This is a genomic window from Methanobrevibacter sp. (assembly GCF_045126245.1).
In the GTDB taxonomy this organism is placed as follows: Archaea; Methanobacteriota; Methanobacteria; order Methanobacteriales; family Methanobacteriaceae; genus Methanocatella.
On record NZ_JBGVOG010000070.1, the window covers coordinates 1 to 6,313 of the forward strand.

The 6,313-nt window shown below is 35.1% G+C and carries 8 protein-coding genes; 4 read left to right on the forward strand and 4 right to left on the reverse strand.

The features are described from left to right. Positions 1–140: 140 nt before the first annotated feature. The 4 genes from mer (at position 141) to ACJMLZ_RS05320 (ending at position 4,137) form a co-directional block, all read left to right on the forward strand. Entirely contained in the window at positions 141–1,097 is a 957-nt protein-coding gene (gene mer / locus ACJMLZ_RS05305; RefSeq protein ID WP_405304319.1) for a 5,10-methylenetetrahydromethanopterin reductase, read from the forward strand. Positions 1,098–1,235: 138 nt separating this feature from the next. Next, positions 1,236–2,318, forward strand: coding sequence for an archaeosine biosynthesis radical SAM protein RaSEA (locus tag ACJMLZ_RS05310; protein ID WP_405304326.1), 1,083 nt, complete (start codon positions 1,236–1,238; stop codon positions 2,316–2,318). 38 nt (positions 2,319–2,356) lie between these two features. Then, complete coding sequence (locus tag ACJMLZ_RS05315) at positions 2,357–2,839, forward strand: DUF308 domain-containing protein (protein ID WP_405304320.1); 483 nt, start codon at positions 2,357–2,359, stop codon at positions 2,837–2,839. Positions 2,840–2,865: 26 nt separating this feature from the next. Further along, positions 2,866–4,137, forward strand: a complete 1,272-nt coding sequence (locus tag ACJMLZ_RS05320; protein ID WP_405304321.1) for a cytidyltransferase — start codon at positions 2,866–2,868, stop codon at positions 4,135–4,137. On the opposite strand, the gene ACJMLZ_RS05325 is transcribed toward ACJMLZ_RS05320, so the two are convergent. From ACJMLZ_RS05325 to ACJMLZ_RS05340, 4 genes are all read right to left on the reverse strand, one after another. Beyond that, a complete protein-coding gene (locus tag ACJMLZ_RS05325) occupies positions 4,124–4,861 on the reverse strand; it encodes an NAD(P)-binding domain-containing protein (protein ID WP_405304322.1) in 738 nt (245 codons plus the stop codon). The two genes, ACJMLZ_RS05320 and ACJMLZ_RS05325, sit on opposite strands and share 14 nt — an antisense overlap. A 9-nt stretch (positions 4,862–4,870) precedes the next feature. Then, complete coding sequence (locus tag ACJMLZ_RS05330; protein ID WP_405304323.1) at positions 4,871–5,731, reverse strand: damage-control phosphatase ARMT1 family protein; 861 nt, start codon at positions 5,729–5,731, stop codon at positions 4,871–4,873. 2 nt (positions 5,732–5,733) lie between these two features. Beyond that, positions 5,734–5,937, reverse strand: coding sequence for a MoaD/ThiS family protein (locus tag ACJMLZ_RS05335; protein WP_405304324.1), 204 nt, complete (start codon positions 5,935–5,937; stop codon positions 5,734–5,736). Then, positions 5,938–6,313, reverse strand: a 376-nt coding sequence (locus tag ACJMLZ_RS05340; RefSeq protein ID WP_405304325.1) for a TIGR00269 family protein, incomplete at its 5' end; no start/stop codon positions are given.

Consider the following 6,313-nt stretch of genomic DNA (forward strand, 5'->3'; position numbering starts at 1 on the left):
AAAATATTTTTTTTAATACTACTATTTTTATTATAAGCTCAGCAGGTAGCAAACATAGATTATATTTAAAACTTTCTATCTAATTCAAATAATAATTACTTTATATATTATGCAATCTAATATATTATTGGTGATAAAATATGAAGTTCGGTATAGAATTCGTACCACAAATACCATTAAATGAATTAGTAAGTTTAGTAAAATTAGCAGAAGACGTCGGTTTTGAATACGCATGGATCACAGATCACTACAACAACAAAAACGTATACGAAACCTTAGCATTAATTGCAAACGCTACTGAAACCATTAAAATGGGTCCTGGTGTAACCAACCCATACGTAAGAAGCCCTGCAATTTCCGCTTCCGCTATCGCAACCATTGACGAAATCTCAGAAGGAAGAGCTACCTTCGGTATTGGTCCTGGTGACAAAGCAACTTTCGATGCTTTAGGAATCGCATGGGAAAAACCAGTATCCACTATTAAAGCAGCAATCGCTGACATTAACACTTTATTAGCTGGAGGAAAAACCGAAGCTGGTGCAGCATTAGGTGGAGCAAAAGCTGTCCAAGAACACATCCCTATTTATATGGGTGCTCAAGGTCCTAAAATGTTAGAAACCGCTGGAGAAATCGCAGATGGTGTATTAATTAACGCTTCAAACCCTAAAGATTACGAAGCAGCTATGCCTATGATTAAAAAAGGTATTGGAGACCAAGCTAAAGAATTCGACGTAGGTGCATACACTGCAACATCCATTGGTGCAGACTCTGATGCAGCTAAAAACGCAGCTAAAATCGTAGTTGCATTTATTGCAGCAGGTTCCCCACCTCCAGTAATCGAAAGACACGGATTACCTGAAGGATTCAACGAACAAATGGGTGCTTTCTTAGCTAAAGGTGACTTCGGTGGAGCTATCGGTGCTGTAACTGACGAAGCATTAGACGCATTCTCAGTATGTGGTACTCCTGATGAGTTCATTCCAAAAATCGAAGGCTTAGCTGAAATGGGTGTAACTCAATACGTAGCAGGTTCCCCTGTTGGTAAAAACGTAGAAGAATCCATTAAATTATTAGGAGACGTAATTGCAAGTTTCTAAACTTGCTTACTTCTTTTCTTTTTTTATTTTTTTACTCCATTATACACAACTTATTAACTAACTATTTTTATAACAATTTTTAATAATTAAAAAATCCTAAGTATATTATATTAGATTTAATATATTGCAGGTATTATGATGGAAATTGAAAATCTTACTAAAGAAATAAGAGCAAGAGCCTTTGAGAGAAAAGATCCGAAAACTCCAGAACAGGTTGGTGCAAGCTGGTATAATGATGACTTAACCTATGACGGCGTTTCAAAAACATTGTTTATAATATTGCCGACACCAGGCTGTTCATGGGCGCTTGGAGACAGCGGAGGATGCACTATGTGCAGTTATGTGTCTGATTGCACACTGGAGCCTATCGATACTGAAACTATCCTAAAAATATTTCACGAACACCTCTCCAGGCATCCAATAGCTGAAGAGGATAAAATTTCTGTAAAACTGTTTGCATCAGGAAGTTTTCTAAATCCTTATGAGCTTCCGAAAGATGCCCGTGACGAAATTTTAAAAACATTAACCGAATTGGGCAATGTCACAGAAATAATCGTTGAATCAAGACCGGAATACGTAAAAGAGGAATATCTGGATGAAATCTTTGATATAATTGGCGACACATTATTTGAAGTGAGCATTGGACTTGAAACTTCAAACGATTATACTCGCCTTAAAAAAATCAACAAAGGGTTTACCCGTGAAGACTTTGAAAATGCAGTTAAGTTGATGCAGAATTTATCCTCAGCAAAAGGTTATAACCTAAAGTCAAAAGCCTATATTTTTGTTAAACCTATCTTAGTATCCGAAGCGCAAGCAATAACCGAAGCGATTGAAACCGCAAGATACTGCAACTCCATAGGAGTCAACAGACTTTCATTTTGCCCTGCTACCATTCATGGAGGAACAGTCATCGAGAGATTCTGGAGAAAGGGAGCATATCAACCGCCTTGGATTTGGTCATGCATTGAAATAATCAATACTGTTAGAGATGAACTGGACATGCCTGCACTTTTAGACACATCAGGATTTGGATCAAGACGCGGCCCGTATAACTGTAAAAAATGTAACAAAGATTTAAAACATATGATTATAGCCAATAATTTAACTCAAACTAAAATAGAATATGATTGCGAATGTAAAAGTGAATGGTTAGCTGAAATAGAAAATTGTGATATGAATAATTCTACCGTTGAAATTAAACATGTCCCATTATATTAAAATAATTAAAAATACTATATTAATAATAGGAGGAAAACATGAAAAGTAAATTCATTAGTTTACTAGCTATACTTTTAGGAATGGTAATTATCATATTTCCAGTACTTGGAGTGATTGGCGTAAGTTCATTAATTGGACTGTCTGTATTACTAGTATCTATTTATCTGCTCGTATTAGGAGTATCCATAATCGATTATAATACAAGTGGAGCTATAATTGACTTGATTTTAGGATTACTGTTATTGTTCTTAAGTATTGGTTTAATATTTAATCCAACACTTCTTGGATTTTTAACTGAAATTTCATTGTACTTTGCAGGAATAATGTTAATAATCGTCGGACTGGCTTCCCTTATTAACAACCGCAGCAGCAGATATGGATTTTACATTGGAATATCAGGAATTATACTTGGCGTATTATACATAATCATTGGAACTTATCTTGCAAATCCAATTATTCTTGGTTCATTAATAGGAATATGGTTAGTAATAAGCGGTATATTAAAATTAATGGATAGATAAACTATCCTTCTCTTTTTATTTTTTTGGTGTTAATATTGATTGGAATTAGTGCAGATTTTGACCCGGTGCATAATGGTCATGAAAAATTAATCAGGCAAGCACAAAAGATTGCGGATAAGGAAGACAAAAAAGTCGTAGTTTATTTAAACAAAGGTTACAGTGCAAATCATACGCCTTTTTTTGTGAACTTTGAAGCCCGTCGTGAAATGGTGCTGGCATTAGGTGTTGATGAAGTAAAATCCTTTGAAGGTCTTCATCACAGACTGGTTTTATCATATAGTGTTCCAATCAGGCTCAAGCAAATGATTGATGATGGTGTTACTGACTACATCACCTCAGCAAGCATTTCACTGGATGAAATCAAATCAAAAGCGCAGAAATTCATTGATGAAGGAAATTTCGTTGGAATGCCCAAGCATTACACCAACAGAAATGAAATCCGTTGGTATGCTTTAAATGAATTTTTAGGCTCTAAACTGAATTTTCACATAGTCAAGGAACTTGACAAATCCAAGTACTCCGGAAGACTAATCAGACAGTCAATTATAGATAACGGCATGACAATCCCCTCAAACGTTTACAAATTAGTTCCGAAAACTACCTGTGAGATTCTTGAGCGGGAAATAGCTTTAGGAAATGTTCCCGGCAAAAGGAACTGGGATGAAATCTACAAAAGGATGAACACCTACTCAAGGGGAAATCTTGAAAAGATAGCTTATCTGAATGGAAAAACCATTAATGAAATTATTAAAAGAAGAGTGTACAGAGACCCGGAATCTATTTGGGCAGTTTTTAGAAGATCAGATTACGGTCCAGTGATGACCCGTCTTGCAATCAGCGCAATTGAAGAGGAAGTCACTAAAAGAGAAGTGATGGATTTGATGAAAAGCTATGAGGCAGAAGGAGTAATACCTGATAATCAGAAAGTTCAACGGGTAATCGACAGGGCTTGGTATGTTGCAAGTAGCGGACTTACGGCAAAAGAAGCGAATGAAAAGTTTAGAAGCGAAAATATCACTGTTGACGATGCTCCAAAAATCATTGAAGCCGGCTTGAATCTGACAAAATTTGAAACTAAAATAACAAAAGAAGGCATTGCCACTGATCTTTATGTGGATAAAAACGGTAAAATTTCAGTCCAATTTAAAAGTGAAGGCAAAAAAATCAAGACCAATCTGAGATTGCCTGCACAGGAAGTGACTTATTTAAGATACATCATGGATTCACATTTTATTCCTGTTGAAGGAATGATAAAACAAGCAAAAAAAGGATTTAAAGTTAAAGTTACAATTGGCTGAACTTTTCCAATGCAGCCTTAACCATAATCAGATTTTCATCATCAAAATAGCTAATCATCTCTTGCAGTTCTTCTGACTTTCTTTTTGGATTATTTAAGGTATTTCTTATTCTTGAAAGGGATTTGTCCTTAAAATCGCTGCCCTCGGTTATGGATATTACATCAAAAAATTCATTTTCAAGATTGTTTCTTTTGGCAATCTCAAAGCTTTCAATCAAAAGTGCGGTAAGTGTCTTGGTATAGCTGCTTCTAAGCAATTTTAAAATTGCCGCATCACCCACATTTTCACTGATTAGTTTTATATTTAAAAACTCACCTAAAAACAATAATTCCTGAGCAGAATGGCCTGAAACATATAATGTAGGATTATTTGAATCAATTTTGCCTATTATGGCCCCATCAACCAAATTATCAACACATTTATTAATTTCCAATGTGGTTTCAGGAGATATGTTGTTTAAATCCAAATATATTCCATTTGATAATTTTCCATATTTCCTAGCTATATTCAACGCCGATTTTGGTGAGGTTGCTGAAATTAGAATATCTGACAATTTTGCCACTTCATCGAATGTGGATGCCAATCCAACATTAAGCTCATCAATAGCTTCGATTGTGGATTTTGATCTATTCTCTTTAGAAGTTAAAAACTCTATATCATCCGATTTTATTAAATTTACAAGAGTTTGGGAAACTTTTCCAAATCCAATCAAACCTATAATCATAAAACCACTTTACTTTTTAAAAAGAAGCATATCCTTTAAATTGACGCCTATATCACGAGCAATTGTATTGCATTTTGCACATAACAAGAAATAAATATCTTTTGAAGACAAATCTATTTCTGTCAATCCCTCATAATTCCCCATACCTTTTGAAATTATGAATTTATGGGAATTGAAAATCTCTCTAAACTCATCTGAAATCTCACTGTCCACATAACCTACGGTTCCGGCACCGATTTCAACAATTTCGCCAAACTCATCAAGTCCAGCTTCCAATGCATCCTCCATGCATGCGTCATTTAAAATCGGTTCTGATTTAACCGCAATTGTAATATCTAGACCATATTCCTTAATTTTGGCCATCAACAACTTATCAAAGACAATTTCGCCGGTGTTGTCAACCATATATAAGACTTTATCATGTTTTTTAAGTGAATCTTCAAACTCTTCAATATCCTTAACAACAAGGTCATTTCCTAAAGATTCGTTGATTATCGAATCAACATCATCGTCAAGGGTAAATGCTCCAAAATCAAGAATATTGCCGATGATTGCAATCTTCACGTAATTTTCCAGACTGTCATTTTCCTTTAAAATTTCTTTGACAAGAGGCAAATACTTCAAAGCTATTTCGTTTCCATGAACCTTTTCCCTATAATAAGGGTCTTCGCAACCTGTTCTGCTTTTTATGATGTTGTGCATTATTGAACCTGTCTTATTGGAATTGGTGCCTTTTGAAAAATTGTCCGCCAAAAAATTGAAAATATCATTCATGATTTCTATTTTAAGCAAATCATCATCACACGCCAAATCCATTGCTTCACGGGCCTGTCTTAAAAAGCAGGGCCCACATTCATAACTGATTTTCAAAGTTAACCACCATAAATAATTTGAACCAATTGAATTTCATCACCGTCATTGATTACAGTATCCTCAATTACCAATTCACCATTCTGTTTGGACACCATGGTCTGAGCGGATAAACCCAATTCGTCCAATAAATTCTGAATGGTAAAATCTTCCTTTGGTATTTCTTTTTCTTCGTTGATATCTTTATATTTTAAAATAAATGACATTTAATCACAACCTAATTCCTCTAAAAATGAACATGCCTTACATAACCTGTTTGCTGAAGGCTCACCGCATTTTTCACATCTTCCATGAGAATAATCCTTTTGGAGTTCCTCTTTCAATATTCCTTTAATCTTGTCATAACCCCTTAAAGTGGAATATTTTATTGTAGGGTGCTTTTGGGCAAGCTGATTGATTACCTCTGAAACTTCCCCTCTGAAAGACTGCATTGCATAAGGGCAGCTGTCAAAGTGTACTTCAAGGTCTTTTGCAACAACATACACTCCAATTTCACGTTCCGGAATTTCACGAAGAGGCTTGATTTTGACTGTGAATTCTTCAGCCTCGGATTCGGTTTTTGCTCCCAATTTAGTCAAATTA